Origin of the sequence: Pararhodobacter sp., assembly GCF_036802785.1 — a bacterium.
Classification (GTDB): Bacteria; Pseudomonadota; Alphaproteobacteria; order Rhodobacterales; family Rhodobacteraceae; genus Pararhodobacter.
In genome coordinates, this window is record NZ_DAIRVN010000009.1 from 1 (window position 1) to 23530 (window position 23530).

Consider the following 23530-nt stretch of genomic DNA (forward strand, 5'->3'; position numbering starts at 1 on the left):
TTCTTCACGTGTATTTTGGTGGGTTGCGTTTTTTTTGTATTTGTGACTGCTTGTGGGGTGGTGGCGTGGGAGGGGGGCCAGCCCCCCGTCGCCTGCGGCGCCTCCCCCCGGGATATTTGTGAACAGGTGAGGGGGCGGCTATGGGCGTTTTGAGCAGCCGGATCGAGGCAGGGGAGTTCGCGGAGAATGCGGCGCGGATGGCCGAGGCGGTGGCCGGTTTTCGCGCCGTCGAGGCGCAGGTGGAGGCGGCGGCCGAGGCGCAGCGCGAACGGTATGCCAGGCGCAAGATGTTGTTGCCACGCGAGCGGCTGGCGCTGTTGCTGGACCCGGGCGCGCCTTTTCTGGAGCTGTGCGCTCTGGCCGGATACATGCGCTATGGCGACAAGGACGGCACCGGGGCGGGGGCGGGGGCGATTGCCGGGATTGGCTGGGTGAGCGGGGTGCGCTGCGTGGTGGTGGTGGATAACTTCGCCGTCAAGGGTGGCACGGTAACGCCCGACGGGCTGGCCAAGAAGCTGCGGTTGCAGGAGGTTGCGCGGGAAAACCGCTTGCCGCTGGTCTCGCTCAGCCAGTCCGGGGGCGCGAATCTGAGCTATGCGCATGAGGTGTTCATTCCCGGCGGGCGGGGCTTTGCCAATCAGGCGCGGCTGTCGGCGCTGGGGATTCCGCAGATCACGGTGGTGCATGGCTCGGCCACGGCGGGGGGCGCGTATCAGCCGGGCCTGTCGGATTACGTGATCATGGTGCGGGGGCAGGCGACGATGTATCTCGCCGGCCCGCCGCTTCTGAAGGCCGCGACCGGGGAGGTGGCCACCGACGAGGAACTGGGCGGGGCAGAGATGCATTGTGCGGTGGCCGGGACCGGGGATTATCTGGCGGAGGATGATGCCGACGGGATCCGGCTGGCGCGCGAGGTGATGGCCGCGCTGCCCTGGCGTGATGCCGTCCCGCCCGCGCTGGTGCGCGATTTTGCGCCGCCGCTTTACCCGCGCGATGATCTGATGGGTATTGTGCCGGTGGACCCCCGCCAGCCCTATGATTGCCATGAGATCATCGCGCGGCTGGCGGATGGGTCGGCGTTTCTGGCCTTCAAGCCTGAGTATGACGCGCAAACCGTTTGCGGGCATATGAAGGTTGAGGGGATGGCCTGCGCCGTGATCGGCAATAATGGCCCGATCACCGCCGAGGGCGCGGCCAAGGCGGGGCAGTTCATTCAGTTGTGTGATCAGGGGGGCGTGCCGATCCTGTTTCTGCACAACACCACCGGTTTTCTGGTCGGCACCGAGCCCGAGCGCGCCGGGATCATCAAGCATGGCTCCAAGATGATTCAGGCGGTGGCGAATGCGCGGGTGCCGAAGATTTCCATCGTGGTGGGCGGGTCTTATGGCGCCGGGAACTATGCGATGTGTGGGCGCGGGTTCGATCCGCGGTTCATCTTTGCCTGGCCGAACAGCCGCACCTCGGTGATGGGCGGTGCGCAGGCGGGGAAGGTGATGCGCATTGTCTCCGAGGCCAAGATGCGCGCCGCCGGTGCGGTGGATGAGGCGAAGCTGGAGGCGCTGGAGGCGGGCACCGCGCAGATGCTGGAGGCGCAGACCACGGCACTGATGTCCTCGGCCCGGCTGGAGGATGACGGCATCATCGACCCGCGCGACACGCGCGATGTGCTGGCGATGGTGCTGGATATCTGCCGCGAGGGTGAGCCGCGGGCGTTGCGAGGCAATACATTCGGGGTGGCGCGGCTATGAGTTTTGATACGATCCTGATTGCCAACCGGGGTGAGATTGCCTGCCGGATCATCCGCACGGCGCGGGCGATGGGGTATCGCACGGTGGCGGTGTTTACGGACCCGGACGCGGGCGCGCCCCATGTGTTGGCGGCGGACGCGGCGGTGCAGATCGGCCCGGCGCGGGCCTATCTGGAGGGCGCGCGGATCATTGCGGCGGCGAAGCGCATGGGCGCGGGAGCGGTGCATCCGGGCTATGGGTTCCTGTCGGAAAACGCGGGTTTTGCGCGGGCTTGTCAGGAGGCGGGGCTGGTGTTCATCGGCCCCGGCCCGGAGGCGATTGCGCTGATGGGATCAAAGGCCGAAGCAAAGCAGGCGATGGCGCGGGCCGGGGTGCCTTGCCTGCCGGGCTATGCCGGGCGGGACCAGTCGGATGCCGTGCTGTTGGCGGAAGGCGCGCGGCTTGGCTTTCCCCTCATGGTCAAGGCCGCGATGGGCGGCGGCGGCAAGGGGATGCGGCTGGTGCGCGAGGCGGGTGCGCTGGCGGAGGCGCTGGCGCGCGCGCGGTCCGAGGCCGAAAAGGCCTTTGGCGACGGCACACTGATACTTGAGCGCGCGCTGAAGGCGCCGCGCCATGTGGAGATTCAGGTACTGGCTGATGGGCAGGGGAATGTCGTGCATCTGGGGGAGCGCGATTGCTCGGTGCAGCGGCGTCATCAGAAGGTGGTGGAGGAAGCACCCTCGCCCGCCGTGGATGCCGAGCTGCGCGCGGCCATGGGGGCGGCGGCGGTGCAGGCGGCGCGTGCCTGCCGCTATGTCGGGGCGGGAACGGTCGAGTTTTTGCTGGAGGGGGGCGCATTTCATTTTCTGGAGATGAACACGCGCCTTCAGGTGGAGCATCCGGTCACCGAGGCGGTGACGGGGATTGATCTGGTTGAATGGCAGATCAGGGTGGCGCGGGGCGAGGCTTTGCCCTGGCGGCAGGAAGAGATTGCGCTGGAAGGTCATGCCATCGAGGTGCGGCTTTATGCCGAAGACCCGGCGCAGGGGTTCCTGCCACAGGCCGGGCGGCTGCTGCGCTGGCGGCCTGCGCCCGGTTTGCGGGTGGATCATGGGCTGGCCGAGGGGCAGGAGGTCAGCGCTGATTACGACCCGTTGCTGGCCAAGCTGATCGCCCATGGCCCTGACCGTGACACCGCGCGGCGGCGGCTGATCAGGGGGTTGGAAGAGACCGGGGTTCTGGGGCTGCGCACAAACAAGGCGTTCCTGATCAACCTGTTGCGCGATGAGCGTTTCGCGCGGGGAGAGGCGACCACGGCCTTTCTTGAGCGCGAGTTTGCGGGCGATGCGAGCCTGGCGCCTGCGGTGCCCGGGGCGGCGGTGCTGGCGCTGGCCGCACTGGTGTTTGCCGCGCGGCGGGGTGGGGCGAGTGACCCGGCCCACCCGCGTTTCGGCTGGGGCAATGGCTCGCGCCCTAGGGTCCGGTTCAGGCTGGCGGAGGGGGCAGTGGTGCATGAGGTTGGTGTGAGCTTCCGGCGCGGCGCAGCGGGGTTGGCGCTTGATTATGAGGGCGGGGTTCTGGAGGCTGTCACGCTTGAGCCGGGTCTGTGCCGGTATCTCAGCGACGGGCAGGCGGGGCGGCTGATCTGGGCCTTTGAGGGCGATGTACTGCATCTGGAGGGCTTCGCCCTGCGCGATGTCACCCACGCGCCGGCGGAGGCCGCAGATACCCGAGGTGACGGGGTATTGCGGGCGCCAATGGCGGGGACGGTGATTTCGGTTGCTGTCGCGCCCGGTGATGCGGTGGAAAAGGGGCAGGTGCTGGCGGTGCTGGAGGCGATGAAAATGGAGCATCCGTTGCGCGCAGGCCTGTCGGGCCGGGTGGATGTGGTCTCGGTCACTACGGGCAGTCAGGTCAAGGCGCGGCAGGTTTTGCTGGAAATTGAGGGGGATGGGAAATGATCGAACTGTGGCATTGCAAGGATTCGCGCTCGCTCAGGGCGCTTTGGGCGCTGGAGGAACTGGGGCTGCCCCATACCCTTCATCTGTTGAAGTTTCCGCCGCGCCTTGCCGATCCGTCCTATGTTGAGAAGAACCCTCTCGGCACCGTGCCCTTGCTGGTCGATGGCGAGACGCGGATGACGGAATCGAGCGCGATCTGTCACTATCTGGGACAACGCTACGGCGACGGGGCGCTGGCGATTGCCCCGGACCATCCGGAATACGGCGGTTTCCTGAACTGGCTTTACCATTCGGATGCGACGCTGACTTTTCCACAGACGCTGGTGCTGCGCTATGGTCGGTTTGAGTCGAAGGAGCGCCGCCAGCCGAAGGTGGTGGAGGATTACACCCACTGGTTTCTGGCGCGCCTGAAGTTGGTGAATGCGCGTGTCGAGGGGCATGACTGGCTGTGTGACGACCGCTTCACCGTGGCCGATATCGCGGTGGGCTATGCGCTGTATCTGGGCGAGGTGATCGGCCTTGCGCAACATTACAAGCCGCAGACCGCCGCTTATCTGGAACGGCTGAAGGCGCGCCCGGCGTTCGGGCGGGCCAATGCCCATGGCTCCCCCTTGCCCGGAGTGTGACATGCAGTTTGACCTGACCGAGGACCAGCGCGCCATTTACGATGCGGCCTTTCGCTACGGCGAGGCCGAGCTGCATCCGCTGCTGGCGCGGATGGATGACGACGACTGGTATCCGGACCATCTGATCGCCAGGCTGGGGGCGGATGGCTATTGCGGCCTGACCGCACCGCCGGAACAGGGCGGGGCGGGGATGGACCTGATGGCGGCAGGACTGGTGGCGGAGGCGTTCGGTTACTGGAACCTGAACGCCAGCTTCATCTGGGGCCCGCATGAAAACCTGTGCCTGAATAACATTCTGCGCAACGGCAGCGACGAGCAGATCGCGCGTTATGTCCCCGATCTGTGTGCGGGGCGGAAGGTGGGTGCGCTGGCGCTGACTGAACCCGGCGCGGGTTCGGACGCGCTGGGCTCGATGGCGCTAAAGGCGGTGCGCGACGGGGATGACTATGTGCTCAACGGGCGCAAGATGTTCATCTCGAACGGGCCGGTGGCCGATGTGGTGCTGACCTATGCCAAGACCGCGCCTGAGCGTGGTGCCAAGGGGATATCGGCGTTCATTGTCGATACCGACACGCCGGGGTTCACGGTGGCGCAGGTGTTGCGCAAGATGGGCTGGCGCGGCTGCCCGACGGGCGAGCTGGTGTTTGACGACGTGCGCGTGCCCGCGCGCAACCTTCTGGGTGCCGAGAATGGCGGCGTGGGGATCGTCATGAGCGGGCTGGATATCGAGCGGGCGTTTCTGGGCCTGCCTTATATCGGTACGGCGCAGCGGTGCCTTGATCTGTCGCTGGACTATGCCGCCACGCGCAAGCAGTTCGGTCGCCCGATTGGTTCGTTTCAGATGATACAGGCGCAACTAGCGGATATGTATACGGAAATCGAGGCGGCACGGACACTTGCCTATCGCGCTCTGGCGGCTTGCGATGCGATGGCGCGTGGCGAGGGCGGGCGCGGCGAGATCCATAAGCTGTGCGCCGCGACGGTGCTGTTCGGGGCCGAGATGATCGCCTCGGTCACCGACAAGGCGGTGCAGATTCATGGCGGCAGCGGTTTTATCTGGGAGACCGAGGTGAACCGCCATTACCGCAATGCCAAGATTGCCTCGATCGGGGGGGGCACCAGCGAGGTGCGGCGGCTGATCATTGCCGAAGAACTGTTTCGCAGCAGGGGGTTGCGGCTGACCTGATCTGACGGCGCAGCACCAGCGTATCAGGAGGATAGAGAACGGGGAGGATGCAATGCCGCGTACCGTGTCTGTCTTGCTGTTGTCAGGTCTCTTATTGCTGGCCGCGCCGGTTTCCCAGGCGCAGGACGGCGCGCTGATTGAAGGGGTGATCAGTGAGCAGATCACCGCCTTTCAGGCCGATGACATGGAGGCCGCCTTTGCCCTTGCCAGCCCCGCGCTTCGCCGCCTGTTCCGGACGTCTGAGCGCTTCGGTCAGATGGTGCAGCAGGGATATCCGATGGTGCACCGCCCGCAATCGCTGCGCTTTCTCGGGCGCCGTGAGGTGGGCGGATTTGTGCTGCAACGGGTGATGGTTTCGGATGCTGAGGGGCGGTTGCATCTGCTGGAATACCAGATGCTGCAAAGCGGCCCGGGCTTTGTGATCAACGGCGTGCGGCTGATTCCCGCAGCGGGTGCAGGTGTCTGACCGGGCCTGCGAACGCTGCCGCCAAACCCTTTTAACCCTTGGTTGATACCTCTTGTGGCCTGCGCAGGACCGGCAGTTGCCCGGTTACTCTGCTGCGCTTTCAGAAGTTTCATAGACAGGGGTCTTTCATGAACAAGGCAGTCACCGAGGGCTTGATCCTGATGCCGCCACCTTTCGAGGACGGGCTTGATGTCTGGTCCAGCGGCAATGGCACGCCCGGCTCGCCGACCTATGCCGGGGCGGCCAACGCCGCTTTCGTGCCCTCCGATCCCGACTTTGGCGGCTGTCTGGAGCTGATCAAGAACGATGCCACGCAACGGCTGCGCTGGATGGGGCAGGTGCCGGTGCTGCCGGGGTTGTATGTGCGGGTAACGGCGCGGATCAAGGTTCTGAGCGGGGCGCTGCCTGCCGTGCGCATCGCCGGTTTCGCAGCGAACAGCGGCGGCGGGGCGGTGGCGGGTGTCACCACGCAGGGGCCGAGTGTCGCGCTGGACCAGTTCGGCAAGGTGTTCACCATCAGCGCCATCATCGGCACCGGGCCGCGTGGCGGGGTGAACATGAACTGGGCCGGGGTGGCGTATGGTTATCTGGGGCTGGACCTGACCGGGCCCAATGGCGGTGTTGTGCGCATCGACGATCTTCAGATCGAGGATGTGACCGCGTTTTACCTGCGCGACATGATGGACTGGGTGGATGTGCGCGACCATGGCGCGGTGGGCGACGGGGCGCGCGATGACCGCCCGGCTTTTGTGGCCGCGGCAAATGAAGCCGCGCAGAAAGGGTGTTCGCTGCTGGTGCCTGAGGGCGTGTTCTTTATCGGCGCGACCCTGACGATCGAGGTGCCGGTGCGGTTTCAGGGGCGGCTGGTGATGGCTGAATCCAGTCGGTTGCAACTGACGAAATCGTATGACTTTCCGACCTATGCGGCAGCCTTTGGCGACGACGATCTGGGCTTTCGCAAGGGCGTACAGGCGTTGTTCCATTTCACCGAGCATGCCAGCTTTGATCTGCGCGGGCGGCGGGTTCAGATCAACGCGCCAGTCGATGTTTCAGCGCTGTCAGGTCTGACGGCCTATGCGCAGCGTCGCCAGATCTGCAATGGCCAGATTGATGTGGTGACAGGTCCGGCCTGGAACACGCAGGTGGTGACATCGCAGGCAAGCTACAGCACCGGTCAGGCAACCCGGCTGAGCAATGTCACCAATATCGCCAATGTGCCCCCGGGCGCGCGGGTGTCGGGCACCGGCGTGGGGCGCGAAGTTTATGTGCGCTCCAGGAACGTCTCGGCGGGCACGCTGACCCTGAGCCAGCCGTTGCATGGCGGATCAGGCACCCAGAGCTATACCTTCACCAAGTTCCAGCATGTGCTTGACCTGTCCGGCTTTGCCACGCTGCAGCGCTTCGAGGTCGATCAGATCGAATTCCTGTGCAAGGGTGCGGCAAGCACCATCAGCTTGCCCACCGAGGGCGCGATCTTTACCGCCACCTCCTGCACGTTCAACAGCCCGCGCGACAAGGCCATCACCTCAACCGGCGGCGGTTGTCAGGGGATGCTGGTGGACAACTGCCAGTTCCTGTCGAGCGAGATGGCGCTGCCCGCCCAGAACCGCAGCTCGATTGCGATCAACGCCAATGCAAACGATGTTAAGCTGCGCAACAACCGCGTGGTGCGCTTTGCGCATTTCGCCGTGCTGGGCGGAACGGGCAACCTGATCATGGGCAACCACTTCTTTCAGGGCGACAGCGAGCAGAACGCCCCACGCACCGCCGGGCTGGTCTTTACCCGCGTTAACCTGCTGAGCACGGTGACCGGCAATTATGTGGACAACTGCTTCATCGAGCTGACCAACGAGCATACCGCCAATCCGGCGTGGAGCGGGCAGTTCTCGTTCGGCGGGCTGACGGTGACGGGGAACTTCTTTCTGTGTTCCAACGTCGGCACAGGGTTCCGGTTCTTCGTGGTCAAGCCCTATGGTCCGGGCCATTTCCTGCAGGGCCTGCAGGTCAGCGGCAATGTCTTTCGCACCATCAATGGTGGCATCGAGCGGGCGGAGGGGGTTGATACAACCCATGCCGCGCTGGATTTCGCGCGGTTCCGCAATGTGATCTGGGAGAATAACGCCTACAACGGCATCACCAACACCGCCGAAAGTCCGCTGGTGCAGCGCCATGATCAGAACACGGCCTCCAGCAACTGGACCATCTCGACCGGCAACCGGCTGCCGTTTCAGGGCTGGGCGCGCACGGTTCAATCCTTCGTCATGGAGGGTGCGCCGAACGGGCCGGGCAACGAGGTGCGCACCGGCATGCCCTATGCCAACATCCAGCAGGGCACCAACCGTGATCAGGTCAGGCTGACCTGGCCCAGTGCCACCCGGGGGCGGGTGGTGATGACGATCAGGGTGGATAACCCGCTGTGACCGGGCGGCAGCAAGGGTGACGCGGCAGGGCCGGCGCGATGCGCCGGCCCTGTGCGTTCCGCGGGGCGAATCACCTCTGTGGGCGGGATGTCTGGGGCAGGGCCGGCCCCTCTGCGCCAGACTGTCGCGGGCAAGCCGTGCTGAATATTTCTGGTGCCTGCGCGGCGGATGTGACGCAGCGTCAGCAGACTTGACGGTTCCGTGATCGGCATGGGTCTGAAAAGCATGGAGTATTCATCCGCATTGTCACGATATTTACAAAATGCGGCAGTGTAGCGAAAAACATTTACAAAAAAATCCTTTGTAAAAAAAGAGTTACCAAAAAATTGACGAATGCGTTACACTCGCCGCAGGATGGAGGAGGGTGACGCGGGAATGCGCCGTTTGGCAGCGTTCTTCCTGCGCGCCGCACGACAGGAGGAGCAGTCATGTCCGATCAGGCCAATTCCCAGCTTTACAGCGCATCGGCGGAATTCATCGCGAGGGCGCATGTCGATGCGGCGGGTTATGAAAAGCTGTATGCGGAATCGATCAGTGACCCTGACGGTTTCTGGCGTGCTCATGGCAAGCGGATCGACTGGATTAAGCCCTATACCACGGTAAAGAACACCAGCTTTGATTTCGGCAAAGTCGATATCAAATGGTTCGAGGACGGCACGCTGAATGTCTCGGCCAACTGCATCGACCGCCATGTGGTGACGCGCGGCGATCAGACCGCGATCATCTTTGAGCCTGATGACCCCAATGAGCCCGCGCGCCACATCAGCTACAAGGAACTGCTGGAGCAGACCAGCCGCATGGCCAATGTGCTGAAAGAGCACGGCATCGGCAAGGGTGACCGGGTGGTGCTGTATTTGCCGATGATCCCCGAAGCCGCCTATGCGATGCTGGCTTGCGCGCGGATCGGCGCGGTGCATTCGGTGGTCTTTGGCGGCTTCTCGCCCGATGCACTGGCCAACCGGATCAATGACAGCGAGGCCAAGGCCGTCATCACCGCCGATACCGCCCCGCGCGGCGGCAAGCGTACCAAGCTGAAATCCAACACCGACAAGGCGCTGTTCGACTGTTCCGACAAGGTGAAGTGCTTTGTCGTCAAGCACACCGGCGACCAGACCACCTGGGTCGATGGCCGCGATATCGACCTTAAGGCCGAGATGGCCGAGGCGAACGCCTATTGCCCCTATACCGAAGTGGGCGCCGAAGACCCGCTGTTCATCCTTTACACCTCAGGCTCTACCGGGCGGCCCAAGGGCGTGGTGCATACCTCGGGCGGTTATCTGGTCTATGCGGCGATGACGCATCAGTACACGTTTGATTACCATGATGGCGATGTGTTCTGGTGCACCGCTGACGTAGGCTGGGTAACCGGCCACAGCTATATCGTCTATGGCCCGCTGGCCAATGGCGCGACGACGCTGATGTTTGAAGGGGTGCCGACCTGGCCGGATGCCGGGCGCTTCTGGGCGGTCTGCGAGAAGCACAAGGTCAACCAGTTCTATACCGCCCCCACCGCCATCCGCGCGTTGATGGCCTTTGGCCCTGAGCCGGTGCAGAAATATGATCTGTCCAGCCTGCGCCTGCTGGGCACGGTCGGCGAGCCGATCAACCCCGAGGCCTGGACCTGGTATAACGAGCATGTCGGCAAGGGCAGATGCCCGATCGTCGATACATGGTGGCAGACCGAGACCGGCGGCCATCTGATCACGCCTTTGCCCGGCGCCATCGCGGCCAAGCCCGGCAGCGCCTCCAAGCCCTTCTTCGGTGTCAAACCCGTTATTCTGGAGCCCGAAAGCGGCAAGCTGATCGACAGCACCGAGGCCGAGGGGGTGTTGTGCATCGCCGACAGCTGGCCGGGCCAGATGCGCACCGTCTGGCGCGATCATGAGCGCTTTCAGGAAACCTATTTCCAGCAATACAAGGGCTACTACTTCTCGGGCGACGGCTGCCGCCGGGATGCGGATGGGTATTACTGGATCACCGGGCGGGTAGATGACGTGATCAACGTCTCAGGCCACCGGATGGGCACTGCCGAGGTGGAATCGGCGCTCGTGGCCCATGAGGTTGTCGCCGAGGCCGCCGTGGTGGGCTACCCGCATGCCGTGAAGGGGCAGGGCATCTATGCCTATGTCACGCTGATGAACGGGGTGGAGCCCTCGGACGAGCTGCGCAAGGAGCTGGTGAAATGGGTCCGCACCGAGATTGGCCCCATTGCCAGCCCTGACCTGATCCAGTGGGCGCCGGGCCTGCCGAAAACCCGCTCGGGCAAGATCATGCGCCGCATCCTGCGCAAGATCGCCGAGAATGATTACGGCGCGCTGGGCGATACCTCGACACTGGCTGACCCGTCGGTGGTGGAAGACCTGATCGAAAACCGCATGCACCGGGGTTGATCGGATGGATGACCGGATGTCGGAAACAACCACCCGCCCCGCCGTTCTGATCCTGCTGGGCCCGCCGGGCGCGGGCAAGGGCACACAGGCGCGCAAGCTGGAGGAAAGCTTTGGCATGGTCCAGCTTTCAACCGGCGACCTGCTGCGCGCCGCTGTCGCTGCGGGCACCCCTGCCGGAATGGCCGCCAAGGCGGTGATGGAGGCCGGGGGGCTGGTTTCGGACGAGATTGTGCTTGCCATCCTGAAAGACCGGATGGCCGAGCCCGACACCGCGCGCGGCGTCATTCTGGACGGATTTCCGCGCACACCCGGCCAGGCCGAGGCGCTGGATGCGCTGCTCGCTGAGCAGGACCTTGCCATTGGCGCCGCCGTCTCGATGGAGGTCGATGACGCGGCGATGATTCAGCGCGTGTCGGGCCGTTACACCTGCGCGGGCTGTGGCGAAGGCTACCATGACGCGTTCAAGCAACCCCTTGAGGAGGGGGTTTGCGACAAATGTGGCGGCACGGCGTTCAACCGCCGCGCCGACGACAATGCCGAAACTGTCGGGGCCAGACTGAAGGCCTATCACGAACAGACGGCACCGCTGATCGCCTATTACGCCGGGCGCGACGTTCTGAAGACGGTGGACGGGATGGGCCCCATCGCTGCCATCGCGGATGATCTTGGCGCCATCGTGAAACAGGTGACAGCCTGAAAGCGGCCGTCCCGTCTTGCACACGGGACGACCGTACCAAGAAGCAGGCATCCCCTTTGGGGTGCCAGCAGGAGGCAATCCGGGAGGATACACATGTCTGACAAATCCGCCAGCGCCTACTGGGCGGCGAATGTTCGGATCATCACCATCTGCATGGTGATCTGGGCACTCGTCTCGTTCGGTTTCGGCATCATTTTTCGCCCGCTTCTTTCGGGCATTCCCATCGGAGGAACTGATCTTGGCTTCTGGTTCGCCCAGCAAGGCTCGATCCTGACCTTCATTGTTCTGATTTTCTTCTACGCCGCACGCATGAACCGCCTCGACCGCGAGTTCAGCGTCGACGAACAATAAGAGGACGCGGGGACAGATGGATCAATTTACCCTCAACCTGCTGGTGGTGGGCGCGACCTTCGCGCTCTACATCGGCATCGCGATCTGGGCGCGTGCCGGTTCGACGGCGGAGTTCTACGCCGCCAACCGGGGCGTTCACCCGGTTCTCAACGGCATGGCGACGGCGGCTGACTGGATGTCGGCGGCCTCGTTCATCTCGATGGCTGGTCTGATTGCCTTTGTCGGCTATGGCAACTCCACCTACCTCATGGGCTGGACCGGCGGCTATGTGCTGCTGGCGCTGCTGCTTGCACCCTATCTGCGCAAGTTCGGCCGCTTCACCGTGCCCGATTTCATCGGCGACCGCTTCTACAGCCAGACCGCGCGGATCGTTGCCGTGATCGCGCTTCTGGTGATGTCGATCACCTATGTGATCGGCCAGATGACCGGCGCAGGCGTTGCCTTCTCGCGCTTTCTTGAGGTCGAATCCTCGACCGGGCTCTATATCGCGTCAGCAGTGGTTTTCTGCTATGCGGTTCTGGGCGGCATGAAGGGCATCACCTATACGCAGGTCGCGCAGTATATCGTGCTGATCATCGCCTATACTATTCCGGCGGTCTTCATCTCGCTGCAACTGACCGGCCAGTTCCTGCCGCAGATGGGGCTGTTCAGCACCCATACCGAATCCGGCATGCCGCTTCTGGCGCGTCTGGATCAGGTGCTGACCGAGCTGGGTTTCCGTGACTATACGGGCAACCATGGTTCGACCCTGAACATGGTGCTCTTCACCATGTCGCTGATGATCGGCACCGCGGGCCTGCCGCATGTCATCATCCGCTTCTTCACCGTGCCGAAAGTGTCCGATGCCCGCGCCTCGGCTGGCTGGGCGCTGGTGTTCATTGCGCTGCTCTACACCGTGGCTCCGGCTGTGGGTGCCATGGCGCGCCTGAACATCATCACCACGATCTATCCCAACGGCACCGCTGAGGCTCCGATCGCGTATGACGACCGGCCGCAGTGGATGCATAACTGGGAGCAGACGGGCCTTCTGCGCTTTGACGACGTGAACAACGACGGCCTGATCCAGTACTACAACGCCACCCCCGAATTTGCGGCAATCGCCGAAGAGCGGGGCTGGGCCGGCAACGAGATCGTCACCTTCAACCAGGACATTCTGGTGCTGGCGAACCCGGAAATCGCACAGCTTCCGGGCTGGGTGATCGCACTGATCGCCGCAGGTGGTCTGGCGGCTGCATTGTCCACGGCGGCGGGTCTGCTACTGGCCATCTCGTCAGCGGTCAGTCATGACCTGATCAAGTCGGTGTTCAATCCGGGCATCTCGGAAAAAGGGGAGTTGCTGGCGGCGCGGATCTCGATGGGCTTTGCCATTGTGCTGGCGACGTATCTGGGCCTCAACCCGCCGGGATTTGCCGCGCAGGTGGTGGCGCTGGCCTTTGGTCTGGCTGCATCCTCGCTGTTCCCGGCGATCATGATGGGGATCTTCTCGAAGCGCATGAACTCGACCGGCGCTATCGTGGGGATGCTGGTGGGGCTTGGCACGACGGTGTTGTATATCTTCACCTATCTGGGCTGGTTCTTCATCCCGGGCACCAACATGCTGCCCAACACCGCCGACAACTGGCTGTTCGGTATCTCGCCGCTCAGCTTCGGCACGGTAGGCGCGGTCCTGAACTTTGCTGCGGCCTATATCACGCTGTCGATGACCAAGGAGGCCCCTGCAGAAATTCAGGAGCTGGTCGAGTCGATCCGCGTGCCGCGCGGCGCAGCGGGCGCTCAGCTGCACTGACACTGACAATGGGGGAGGGCGCGGTTGCGCCCCCCTCACCCCCAGCAACGGGGTTCGCAAGAGGGCTGGTTTCATGGATATCCCGACCGAGACGGTCAAGGCCTTTCTGGAAAGCGTTCATCCCTATGACAGCCTGCCGCAGGACGAGCTGGTGCGCGTCGCCACCTCCTTCAGCCGCAGGGAATATCCCGCCGGTTCCGGCGTCTATGAGGCCGGAGAGCCGATACGCGGCCTGTTCCTGATCAAGCGCGGCGCGGTCGAGGTGATCGACCGCAACGGCGAGCTGGTCTCGCTTCTGGGGCCGCGCAATTCGTTCGGTGAGCGTGGCCTGCTGCGCGACGGTCTCGCCGTCACCTCGGCCCGCACGACTGAGGACAGCGTGATCCTGATGCTGCCCGAGACCGAACTGCGCCGCCTGATCGAGGGCTCGCCTGCCTTCGCGCGGTTCTTCAACCGCAACCGGGGGGCGGAAACGCGCGGCTCGGATCTGAGCGCGGTCAAGGTCAGCGAACTGATGGCGCGCAGCCCCGTCACCATCAGCCCCGGGGCCAGCGTGACCGAGGCCGCGAAGCTGATGCGCGACAAGCATATCTCAAGCCTTGCGGTGACCGAGGATGGCGCGCTGCGCGGTATCCTCACCACCCGCGATCTGACAGCCCGGGTGCTGGCCGAGGGGTTGCCGGGGGACACGAAAGTATCCGAGGTGATGACCGCCGACCCGCTGGTTCTGACGCCGGATTCCCTTGGCTCCGACATTCTGCACACCATGCTGGAATGCCGCATCGGCCATCTGCCGGTGGTTCAGGACGGGCAGGTCAAGGGCATCATCACCCAGACCGATCTGACCCGCTTTCAGGCCGTCAGCTCGGCGCAACTGGTGCGCGATGCCGCCAGCTGCGAAACGCCCGAGGAAATGGCCGGCGTCACCGCCCGCATCCCGCGCCTGCTGATGCAGCTTGTCGCGGCCAACAACGCCCATGAGGTGGTCACGCGGCTGATCACCGATGTGGCCGATACCGTCACCCGGCGGCTTCTGAAACTGGCCGAGGCCGAACTTGGCCCCGCGCCCGTGCCATGGATGTGGCTGGCCTGCGGCAGTCAGGGGCGGCAGGAACAGACCGGCATTTCCGATCAGGACAACTGCCTGATCCTCGATGACAGCGCCACCGACGATGATCTGGCCTATTTCGCCCGCTTCGCCCGCTATGTTTCTGACGGGCTGAACACCGCCGGTTACTATTACTGCCCCGGCGACATGATGGCGACGAACCCGCGCTGGTGTCAGCCGGTGCGCGTCTGGCGGCGTTATTTCCGTGGCTGGATCGAAGCGCCGGTGCCTGAGGCGCAGATGCTGGCCTCGGTCATGTTCGACCTGCGCCCGATCGGCGGCACGCCCGCCCTGTTCCGTGACCTGCAGGCCGAAACGCTGGCGGCGGCGGCGAAGGATTCGATCTTCGTGGCCCATATGATCGCCAATTCGCTCAAACATCAGCCGCCGCTGGGCCTGTTGCGCGGCTTTGCCACCATCCGCTCGGGCGAGCACAAGAACCATATCGACATGAAGCTGAACGGTGTGGTGCCGGTGGCCGATCTGGCGCGGGTCTATGCGCTTCAGGGCAAGCTGACGCCGGTCAACACCCGCGCGCGGCTTGAGGCGGCGGAACATGCCGGTGTCATCTCGATTTCGGGAGCGCGTGATCTGACCGAGGCTTATGACCTGATCGCCCGTCTGCGGCTGGAAAACCAGGCCGCACTGGTCCGCGCGGGGCGCAAGCCCGACAACTTTCTGGCGCCCTCGGATCTGTCGGATTTCGAACGCAGCCATCTGCGCGACGCCTTCGTGGTGGTGCGTACCATGCAATCGGCGCTCGGCCACAGCCGTGGCGCCCTCGGTTAAGGCGGCGCTGCCGTGAAACAGCGCGTTAACAGGAATACAGAATGATTTTGGAATTCATCGCTGCGCTGACCTCGGGTGTCGCCCTGATGGGCGTGCTGATCATCGCCAACCGCATGACCGGGCGGCGCATGGGGTCATGGGTGTTTCCCGCGGCTGTGGGGCTGGGGATGCTCGCCTATTCGGTCTGGTCGGAATATTCGTGGGCGGGCCGCGCGATCATGCCGGGCTCTCCCTATGTCGAGGTGTCGCGCAACCATAACAGCGTGTGGTTCCGGCCCTGGACCTATCTCTGGCCGCAGGTGAACCGGATCATCGCGCTGGACCGCCGCCATGAACGCACCCACCCCGATCAGCCACAACTGGTGCAGGCGCGCGTGGTCCGGATGGAACGCTGGATACCGGAATCGGCTTTCATGGCCGTGTTCGATTGTGACGCAGCCGCGCTCGCGCCGCTGATCGAGGGGGTGGAACTGATGCCCGACGGCACGCTTTCGGGCGCGGAATGGGTGCCGATGCCCGCCGATGACCCCATCTTGCGGGGCGCCTGCGCATTGAGGGAGGGGTGAATGAACGCTGACACGCCAGACCGCAAGCGGATACTGGTGGTCGAGGACGAGGACAATATCGCCATCGCCCTTGACTATCTGATGACCCGCGAGGGCTATGAACAACACCGCATCGCCACCGGCGCGGGCGCGGTTGAGCTGATCCGCAAGATGCGCCCCGATCTGGTGCTGCTTGATGTCATGCTGCCCGAGGTTTCCGGCTATGAGATCTGTCAGAATGTGCGCATGGACCCGGAACTTGCCGGGGTCAGGATTCTGATGATGACCGCGCGCGGTTCGGCAATGGAGCGGCGCAAGGGGCTGGCGATGGGGGCCGATGGCTTCATCTCCAAACCGTTCGAGCTGAAGGCCCTGCGCGCCGAGGTCCGCCGCATCCTGTCCGGCACGCACGAGGCGCAGCCTGACACCGGAAATGGCACCGGGCCCGGAAACGGCGCCGGCAGCAGCACGGGGCCGGGGACCGCCCGGCATGGCTGAACGCCTCAGCCTGCGGCTGCGCATCCTGCTGTTCTTTGCCGCGCTGGCGGTGGGGGCGGTGATGGCGCTGGGGCTTGGGCTGTGGTTCGCTGTGCGGCGCGTTGATGATCCGGCACTGCTGGCGGGGCTGCGCCCCGTGGTGATGCAGGGCGCCATCATCGGTGCCTTCCTGATCACCGCGCTGGTGGTCTGGGTCTGGTATCTGTTCGACGCCAATGTGGCCCGCGCCATCGACCGGCTGGCAGGCGCGATCCGGGCGCGCACCCATGCCTGGATCGACCGTGATCTGACGCGCGAAGCCGAGGGCGCGCGCTATCTCGGCGATCTGGCCCCCGCGGCGCAGGAGGTGACGCGCTCGCTGGCGCAGACCCGCAACGCGCTGGCCGAGTCGGTGGCGCGCGAAACCACGCGGCTGGCGGCGGAAAAGGCGCGGCTGGAAACGCTGCTGGCCGATGTGCCGGTGGCGGTTCTGTTGTGCACGGCCGAGCATCAGCTGGTGTTTTACAACGGGCAGGCGGTCGATCTGCTGGGCTCAGGCCAGGCACCGGGGCTGGACCGCAATCTGCTGGATTACCTGCGCGAAGGGCCGGTGCGCCACGCCTATCAGCGCCTTTCCGAAGCGGGGGATGCCGATATGGCCTCGGACCTGCTTTGCGCCACGGCCAATGGCGCGCGCATCTTTGCCGGGCGCATGCGGGTGCTGCGGCGGCGCGAAGCGGGGGGCGCGCCGGGCTATGTGCTGACGCTGCGCGATGTCACGCAGGATATCGCCGCCCATACCAGCCGCGACGCGCTGCTGGCCGAGATATTCGAGCGCGTACGCCGCCCGGCGGCGAACCTTCAGACCGTGATCGGCGTGCTGTCGGAACTGCCGGATCACCCCGCCGACAAGCCTGACCTGACGGATGCGATGCTTGACGAGGTTCAGGCGCTGACGCAGGCCATTACTGATCTGGGCGCGCGCTATGACGCCATCCAGACCGACTGGCGCCCGCTCGCACAGACCCGCAGCGCCGATCTGATGGACAGCCTGAAAGCGCGGTTCGGTGCCGCGGGGCTGGAACTGACGGTGGCCGAAGGGCCCGAACTGATCGTGCAGATCGACGGGTTCGAGATTGTCGCGCTGCTGGGCTGGCTGGCCGGGCGCCTTGCGGATGAGAGCGGCGCCCGCGATTTCCACATCGCGCTGATGGAAGAGGACGGGCCGGGCGCGCTGTTGCGGCTGGAATGGACGGGGCCTGCGCTGCCGGTGGGGCGGCTGGACGCATGGCTGACCGGGCAACTGGGCCGCGATACGGGCGAGCTGACGGCGCGCGCGGTGCTGCTGACCCATGGGACCGAGGCCTGGCCGGAACCCGCCGGGCCGGGCCGGGGCGCGCTGGCCATGCCGATCCGCGCCGCGCGCCGCGCCGGGCGCCGCCCTTCGCCCATCGCGCGCGCGGTGGTCTATGATTTTGACCTTCTCTCAAAGGCCCGCAATGCCGCCGTCGCGGATGCGCGGCTGGAAGACCTGACCTATGTGGTCTTTGATACCGAAACCACCGGCCTGTCGCCCGCCAGCGACGCCATCGTGCAGATTGCGGCCGTGCGGCTGGTGAACGGCAGGCGGCTTGAAAGCGAGGTCTTCGATACGCTGGTCGATCCCGGCAGGCCGATTCCGCCGCTGTCGACCGATGTGCACGGCATCACCGATTCCATGGTGCGCGGCGCCCCACGGATCGACGCGGTCGGCGCGCAGTTCCACCGCTTTGCGCGGGGCGCGGTTCTGGTGGCCCATAACGCGCCTTTCGACATGGAATTCCTGCGCCGCAACGAGGCCGGCATCGGCGCGCGTTTTGATCATCCTGTGCTGGATACGGTGCTGCTTTCGGCGGTCGTCTTCGGGCAGCAGGAAGAACATTCGCTCGATGCGCTGACCACGCGGCTGGGCATCACCATCCCCGAAGACGCCCGCCACACCGCCATCGGCGATACGATCGCGACGGCCGATGCCTTCCTCAAGCTGGTGCCGATGCTGAAAGCGCGCGGGCTGAACACCTTTGGCGAGGTGCTGGCTGAGGTGCGCAGGCACGGGCGGCTGCTGAAGGATATTAACGCGGTAGAGACCATCGGCACATCCAGGGGCTGAAAGCGCGCTTCGTGACCTGATTGCCTGCTGGCGCAGAAGCCTTTTGGTTCAGAAAAGGGGGCGCTGCCCCCGCCGCCCTTCGGGCGACTCCCCCGGGATATTTCTGAACAGGTGAAGCAAGGGCCGGGCGTCCCCCATTCATCTTGCCGGAAATACGCTGGGGGTGAATGGGCCGCAGGCCCAGAGGGGGCAACGCCCCCTTTTTCCTGTCAGGGATTTGCGCCGTGCTTTGCCTCAGGGGCCGGGCAGCGTTTTTGCCCGGCCCCTGAGAGGGTGCTGCGCCTGCGTCAGATCAGCGGCTTTCTTCCTCTGCGATCAGCGCCTCGGCGGCGGCGATCAGGGCTGCGCCGTCGATGCCGCGCCCCGCCATTTCTTCGGCCCAGCCGTCGCGCACCGATTGTGCGGCGTCGCGCCAGCGGGTCAGTTCCTCGCCCTCGATGGTGATGATCGTGTTGCCACGTTCAACCGCCGCTGCGCGGCCCGGGGCGTCGCCTGCTTCCTGGATACGCCCGGCCCAGGCCGAGGCCTCGATCCCGGAATTGGCGTCGATCACCGCGCGCAGGTCATCGGGCAGCGCTTCGTAGGAATCGCGGTTCATCGCGAAGAAGAAGAAGGTGGAATAGAGGCCCCGGTCGCCGCCGAATTCGGTATGGGTATCCACCAGCTCCGGCACGCGCAGCACCTGCGTCACCTCCCAGGGGATCACCGCGCCCTCGATCACGTTGCGGGACAGGGATTCGGGCACCTGCGGCACCGGCATGCCCACCGCCGTGGCGCCCAGCGTTTCCAGAAGCCGGGTGGTGATGCGGGTGGGGCCGCGCACGGTGCGCCCTTGCAGGTCTTCGATCCGTTCGACCGCCGGGGCGCGCATGTGGAAAACGCCGGGACCATGGACATGCACGGCCAGCATGTGCACATCGGCGGTCTCTTCCTGCATGTATTCCTCATAGAACCGCCATGCCGCGCGCGAGGTTGCTTCCGCATCGGCCATCATGAAGGGCAGCTCAAAGGTTTCCGATACGGGGAAGCGCCCCGGCGTGTAGCCTGCCACCGTCCAGATGATATCGACCACGCCTTCGCGCGCCTGATCATAGAGCGCGGCCGGGGTGCCACCCAGCGACATGGCCGAATACACCTCGACATTCATCCGCCCGTCCGATTCTGCGCTGACCTTTTCGGCCCAGGGAATGATGAAATCGGCCGGTACAGTGCCGTTAGGCCCGAGGAACTGGTGCACGCGTAGCGTGACGTCCTGCGCCTGTGCGCCCAGAGGTGCCATCAAGGCGCCCAGTGCCACGCTGCCGGCGAGGCCAGCGGTCAGGAATGCTCTTCTCAACATGATTCTTCCTCCCTGAAGATCATAGATGCGACCCGGTGACGGGAGTGTATCACGCTCTCCGGTGCCGGTTGTTCTTTCTGCGACGGCTCGGACAGCGGCTGCCGCCGGGCCTTGGCCTGCCCCTCCTCGGGCCGGGCAGTGATGCAGGGCGAATGTTACGAAATTTTTGCGAATGGGGCAGAATATGTCATGTCTGGCCTGTTCAGCCGAAGGGATCTTCCGGATAGCGCACCCCGGTCAGATAGAGGCCCTGCGGCGGGCTGACCGGGCCGCAGGCCGCGCGCTCGCGGGCCGCAAGCGCCTGCCCGACGCGTTCCGGCGGCCAGGCCCCGGCGCCGACGCGTTCCAGCGTTCCCACCATTGAGCGGACCTGATTGTGCAGGAACGACCGCGCCCTGAGGGTGAAGCGAAACTCGGTGCCGCCTGAAAGCGGGGCCTGCGTGATGCTCAGCTCATCCAGTGTCTTTATGGGTGAGTTCGCCTGACAGAGGCTGGCGCGGAAGGTGGTGAAATCATGTCGCCCGACCAGGGCGCGCGCGGCCTCCTGCATCGGTTCAAGCGTGAGCGGGTTGCGCACCTGCCAGACAAGCCCGGCCTCCAGCACCAGCGGTGCGCGGCGGCTGACGAGGCGGAAAAGATACTGCCGCTCGATCGCGCTGAAGCGGGCGTGGAAATCATCCGCGACTAGCGCGCAGGCGGTGACGGCTACCGGGGCGGGGCGCAGGTGGAAGTTGATCGCCTCAATCAGGCGCCCCGGCGCCCAGTCGCGGGACAGATCGGTATGCGCAACCTGACCCGTCGCATGAACCCCGGTATCGGTGCGCCCGGCCGCCGTGACCGTGGGTTGCGCGGGGTCAAGGCGGGCCAGCGCCACTTCCAGCGCGGCCTGAACCGTGGCATGGCCGGGCTGGCGCTGCCAGCCGCAGAACGGCGCGCCGTGGTATTCGATGCGAAAGGCGTAGCGGGGCATGCGGAGGCGTGACCTTAAAGGGGGGAGTCGTCAGCTTCGGCGGCCAGTATGGCGGCCAGACCGGCGCGGTAGTCAGGATAACGGAGTGTCACACCCAGTTCAGGCCCAACGCGGACCGAGCGCAGGCGCTTGTTCTCTGAATAGAAGCTGCGCGCCATCGGGCTGAGCTTTTGCGGATCAAAGGGCACCTCGGGCGGTGGCGCGATGCCGGTCAGTTCGGCCGCATGGTTTACAACATCCTGCGGGGGGCAGGGCGCGCCATCGCACAGGTTGAAGGGACCCGATGCCCGCGCCTGTGCCGCTGCTGCCACAATCCGCCCCAGATCGGTGACATGAATGCGGTTGAAAACCTGCCCCGGCTTGATCAGCCGATGTGCCCGCCCCTCACGCAGTGCCTCGATGGAAGAGCGTCCGGGGCCATAGATACCGGCGATCCGCAGCCGTGCCACGGTCACGCCGCGCGCCGCGCCCAGTGCCTGCCAGGCCTCTTCGGCCTCAAGGCGCCCTTTTCCGCGCTCCGAGCCCGGCGCCGGGGGCGTGCTCTCGTCAACCCAGCCGCCGCCTGCATCGCCATAGACGCTGGGGGCGGAGAGATAGCCGATCCATTGCAGACGCGGCGTCGCCATCCCCTGCAGGGCGGCCAGCACCGGGTCGCCCGCGCCTGGCGGGACCGAGGTGATCAGATGCGTGGCCTCAGCCGCCGCAGCCGCCAGCGCCGCCTCTGGCCCGCCGGAGTGCCACAGCACGGGGGTCACCCCCCCGCGCGCAAAACCCGCAGCGCGTTCAGGGCTGCGGGTGGTGGCAAAGACGCGCCACCCCGCGCCAAGCGCCTCGATGACCGCGGCGGCGCTGTAACCATGTCCGATGCTGAGGAATGTCGGTTGCATGCGGCTCAATATGCCCTTTCGCCCCGGTTGGGCAAGCCCGCCACCATATGCGCGCGGGCAAAAAGCGCCCGGAAAAACCGCGCTGAGCGCGATTGCCTGAGCATGGTCCTCAAGCGCCTTTTGCCTCAGCGCCGCCAAAGCGCCAGAAGCGGCTTTAATCCTCCTCCTGCCGTGCTTATTCTCTGTGCCTGAGTAACAGGAGGTTCCATGGCGCTTACGGCCTTTACCGACCGGATCGGACAGACGGTCGAGGCCGTGTCGGCGACCGTCTCGGAAGCCTTCTTCGAGCCGGTTCTGCGGTTGGGTGTCACCGGCCTCAGCCGTGCGGGCAAGACGGTGTTCATCACCTCGCTCGTGACCAATCTGATGGAGACCGGGCGCATGACCCAGCTGCGCGCCGCGCAGTCGGGCGGTATTCTGGGTGCGTATCTGCAACCGCAACCGGACCTGATGCTGCCGCGCTTTGACTATGAGGCCCATCTTGCCGCACTGACCGCCGCGCAGCCCCGCTGGCCCGAGGGCACACGCGCGGTGTCGGAGCTGCGGCTGTCATTCCGGCTGGCGCCCTCGGGGCTGTTCGGGGCGCTGGCCGGGCCAAGGCGGATGCATCTGGATATCGTCGATTATCCGGGCGAGTGGCTGCTGGATCTGGCGCTGATGCGCAAAAGCTTTGCGCAATGGTCTCAGGCTACGCTGGAACGGCTGAACACGCGCCCGCAGGCGCAGGGCTTTCTGGCCGCGCTCCGGCAGGTTGACCCCGCTGCGGCGCATGACGAGGGGGTGGCGCGCGCGCTGGCCGATGAATTTGCGGCCTGCCTTGCGGCAGGAAGGGCGGCGGGCTGGTCGGATTGCACGCCGGGCCGTTTCCTGTTGCCCGGCGATCTGGCGGGCTCGCCGGTGCTGACCTTCGCGCCCATGCCGCGCCCTGAAACGCCGCGCCGCGCCAGCCTCTGGACCCAGATGGAGCGCCGGTTCGAAGGGTACAAGCGGCAGGTCGTGCGGCCCTTTTTCGAGAACCATTTCGCGCGGATCGACCGGCAGGTCGTGTTGCTTGACGTGCTGGAGGCCGTGCACCGCGGCCCCGCCGCACTGGAAGAGCAGCGCGCGGCGATGGCCGAGGTGCTGGCGGCCTTCCGCCCGGGCGCGAACAGCTTCCTTTCGGGTATCCTGCGCGGCAAACGGGTGGAGAAAATCCTCTTCGCCGCCACCAAGGCCGACCACCTGCATCACAGCCAGCACCCCCAGCTTACCGCCCTGACCGAGGCCATGCTGCGCGAGGCCCGCGACCGTGCGCGCTTTTCGGGTGCTGAGACCGCCGCCCTGTCCATCGCCGCCCTGCGCGCAACCGTGGAAGAGCGCCACCAGCATCAGGGCGCGCCGCTCGATCTGGTGCGCGGCACCCTGCAGGACGGGCGGCAGGCGGCCTTCCACGCGGGCGCGCTGCCGCAAGATCCCGCGCGCCTGCTGGGCCCGGCGCGCGAAGGGGCGGGGGGCTGGTTGCAGGGTGATTATGGCGTGATGCATTTCGCCCCGCCGGTGCTGGACCGCCGCCCGGGCGACGGCCTGCCGCATATCCGGCTGGACCGCGCGGCGGAGTTCCTTCTGGGCGACAGGCTGTCCTGACCATGATGCATTTTCTGTCCATAAATATCCCGG

At 65.4% G+C, this 23530-nt stretch carries 17 protein-coding genes and 1 pseudogene; 15 read left to right on the top strand and 3 right to left on the bottom strand.

All coding sequences use genetic code 11. From position 1 onward, the window contains the following. Window positions 1-140: 140 nt before the first annotated feature. From V7Q53_RS05170 to V7Q53_RS05235, 14 genes and pseudogenes are all read left to right on the top strand, one after another. Window positions 141-1748 carry an acyl-CoA carboxylase subunit beta gene (locus V7Q53_RS05170; RefSeq protein WP_333827378.1) on the top strand — a complete coding sequence of 536 codons (1608 nt, stop codon included), beginning with the start codon at window positions 141-143 and terminating at the stop codon, window positions 1746-1748. Continuing rightward, the gene (locus V7Q53_RS05175; RefSeq protein WP_333827379.1) at window positions 1745-3688 is read left to right on the top strand and encodes an acetyl/propionyl/methylcrotonyl-CoA carboxylase subunit alpha; all 1944 of its coding nucleotides are present in this window, start codon (window positions 1745-1747) and stop codon (window positions 3686-3688) included. The genes V7Q53_RS05170 and V7Q53_RS05175 overlap by 4 nt, the downstream gene beginning before the upstream one ends. Then, window positions 3685-4314 carry a glutathione S-transferase family protein gene (locus V7Q53_RS05180; RefSeq protein WP_333827380.1) on the top strand — a complete coding sequence of 210 codons (630 nt, stop codon included), beginning with the start codon at window positions 3685-3687 and terminating at the stop codon, window positions 4312-4314. Before V7Q53_RS05175 ends, V7Q53_RS05180 begins: the two co-directional genes overlap by 4 nt. Before the next feature lies 1 nt (window position 4315). Next, entirely contained in the window at window positions 4316-5500 is a 1185-nt protein-coding gene (locus V7Q53_RS05185; RefSeq protein WP_333827381.1) for an acyl-CoA dehydrogenase family protein, read from the top strand. A gap of 52 nt (window positions 5501-5552) precedes the next feature. Next, window positions 5553-5966: a DUF4864 domain-containing protein gene (locus V7Q53_RS05190; RefSeq protein WP_333827382.1), complete on the top strand. Its 414-nt coding sequence runs from the start codon at window positions 5553-5555 to the stop codon at window positions 5964-5966. 128 nt (window positions 5967-6094) lie between these two features. Continuing rightward, window positions 6095-8386 carry a glycosyl hydrolase family 28-related protein gene (locus tag V7Q53_RS05195; protein WP_333827384.1) on the top strand — a complete coding sequence of 764 codons (2292 nt, stop codon included), beginning with the start codon at window positions 6095-6097 and terminating at the stop codon, window positions 8384-8386. Window positions 8387-8814: 428 nt separating this feature from the next. Continuing rightward, window positions 8815-10776 carry an acetate--CoA ligase gene (gene acs / locus V7Q53_RS05200; protein WP_333827386.1) on the top strand — a complete coding sequence of 654 codons (1962 nt, stop codon included), beginning with the start codon at window positions 8815-8817 and terminating at the stop codon, window positions 10774-10776. A gap of 16 nt (window positions 10777-10792) precedes the next feature. Continuing rightward, window positions 10793-11473, top strand: a complete 681-nt coding sequence (locus V7Q53_RS05205) for an adenylate kinase (protein ID WP_333827388.1) — start codon at window positions 10793-10795, stop codon at window positions 11471-11473. A 93-nt stretch (window positions 11474-11566) separates the two neighbouring features. Then, the gene (locus V7Q53_RS05210; protein ID WP_333827389.1) at window positions 11567-11824 is read left to right on the top strand and encodes a DUF4212 domain-containing protein; all 258 of its coding nucleotides are present in this window, start codon (window positions 11567-11569) and stop codon (window positions 11822-11824) included. Between the two features lie 16 nt (window positions 11825-11840). Next, window positions 11841-13610 (top strand): sodium:solute symporter family protein, encoded by a 1770-nt coding sequence (locus V7Q53_RS05215; protein ID WP_333827390.1) that lies wholly within the window; start codon window positions 11841-11843, stop codon window positions 13608-13610. 73 nt (window positions 13611-13683) lie between these two features. Continuing rightward, window positions 13684-15507, top strand: a complete 1824-nt coding sequence (locus V7Q53_RS05220; protein ID WP_333827391.1) for a DUF294 nucleotidyltransferase-like domain-containing protein — start codon at window positions 13684-13686, stop codon at window positions 15505-15507. 41 nt (window positions 15508-15548) lie between these two features. Further along, a complete protein-coding gene (locus V7Q53_RS05225) occupies window positions 15549-16073 on the top strand; it encodes a hypothetical protein (RefSeq protein WP_333827392.1) in 525 nt (174 codons plus the stop codon). Further along, window positions 16074-16451, top strand: a pseudogene (locus tag V7Q53_RS05230) (response regulator transcription factor); the annotation flags it as partial. 91 nt (window positions 16452-16542) lie between these two features. Continuing rightward, window positions 16543-18678 carry a 3'-5' exonuclease gene (locus V7Q53_RS05235; protein WP_333827393.1) on the top strand — a complete coding sequence of 712 codons (2136 nt, stop codon included), beginning with the start codon at window positions 16543-16545 and terminating at the stop codon, window positions 18676-18678. A 292-nt stretch (window positions 18679-18970) separates the two neighbouring features. On the opposite strand, the gene V7Q53_RS05240 is transcribed toward V7Q53_RS05235, so the two are convergent. From V7Q53_RS05240 to V7Q53_RS05250, 3 genes are all read right to left on the bottom strand, one after another. Continuing rightward, a complete protein-coding gene (locus V7Q53_RS05240; protein ID WP_333827394.1) occupies window positions 18971-20017 on the bottom strand; it encodes a TRAP transporter substrate-binding protein in 1047 nt (348 codons plus the stop codon). A 202-nt stretch (window positions 20018-20219) separates the two neighbouring features. After that, complete coding sequence (truA, locus tag V7Q53_RS05245) at window positions 20220-20987, bottom strand: tRNA pseudouridine(38-40) synthase TruA (protein WP_333827395.1); 768 nt, start codon at window positions 20985-20987, stop codon at window positions 20220-20222. A 14-nt stretch (window positions 20988-21001) separates the two neighbouring features. Next, the gene (locus V7Q53_RS05250; RefSeq protein ID WP_333827396.1) at window positions 21002-21874 is read right to left on the bottom strand and encodes an SDR family NAD(P)-dependent oxidoreductase; all 873 of its coding nucleotides are present in this window, start codon (window positions 21872-21874) and stop codon (window positions 21002-21004) included. Between the two features lie 207 nt (window positions 21875-22081). Between V7Q53_RS05250 and V7Q53_RS05255 the strand changes: the two genes are divergently transcribed. Next, window positions 22082-23497: a YcjX family protein gene (locus tag V7Q53_RS05255; protein ID WP_333827397.1), complete on the top strand. Its 1416-nt coding sequence runs from the start codon at window positions 22082-22084 to the stop codon at window positions 23495-23497. Window positions 23498-23530: the final 33 nt, after the last annotated feature.